Raw genomic sequence first — 710 nt, 5'->3', positions numbered from 1 at the left:
CGGCAAGACGACGCTGGCGCTGCATCTCGCGGGCCAATGGGCTCGGGAAGGCCGGCGCGTGACGGTCATCGATGCCGACCCGCAGGGCTCGGCGCTGGACTGGTCGGCGCAACGGGTACGGGAGGGACTGCCACGGCTGTTCGGCGTGATCGGGCTGGCGCGCGATACGCTGCACCACGAGGCGCCGGCACTGGCTCAGGGGGTGGATCACGTCGTCATCGACGGTCCTCCGCGCGTGGCGGCGCTGCTGCGCTCCGCCCTGCTGGCCGCCGACCTGGTGCTGATTCCCGCGCAGCCTTCGCCGTTCGACGGCTGGGCCTCGGCCGAGATGTTGCGGCTGCTGGCGGAGGCACGGCTCTTCCGTCCCGGCCTTCTCGCCCGTTTCGTGCTCAACCGCTGCGCCGCGCGCACGGTCATCGCCCGCGAAACCCGGCTGGCGCTCGCTGGGCACGAGCCGGCGGCACTGGCGGCGCGGATCGGTCAGCGGGTCGCGTTCGCCGAGGCTGCGCGCACCGGCCGTCTGGTGTGCGATCTTCGCCCCCAAGGGATTGCCGCCCGCGAAATCGCCGCTCTGACGACCGAGATCGGGGGGCTGGTATCATGACCCTCCTGACCGGCGACAGCGCGCTCCTGATGCCCTGGCACGGCCCCTACGACATGATCCTGGTCGACCCGCCCTATGGCGATACGTCGCTCGCCTGGGACCGGCG

1 protein-coding gene is annotated in these 710 nt (G+C 72.3%); it reads left to right on the top strand.

Annotated elements, in window-relative coordinates:
• Positions 1-604, top strand: a 604-nt coding sequence (parA, locus tag GOB81_RS17400; RefSeq protein WP_173571466.1) for a ParA family partition ATPase, incomplete at its 5' end; no start/stop codon positions are given.
• Positions 605-710: the final 106 nt, after the last annotated feature.

This window comes from Acetobacter conturbans (genome assembly GCF_011516755.1).
Lineage (GTDB): Bacteria > Pseudomonadota > Alphaproteobacteria > Acetobacterales > Acetobacteraceae > Acetobacter > Acetobacter conturbans.
This window is presented reverse-complemented; position numbering and strand designations above follow the sequence as displayed.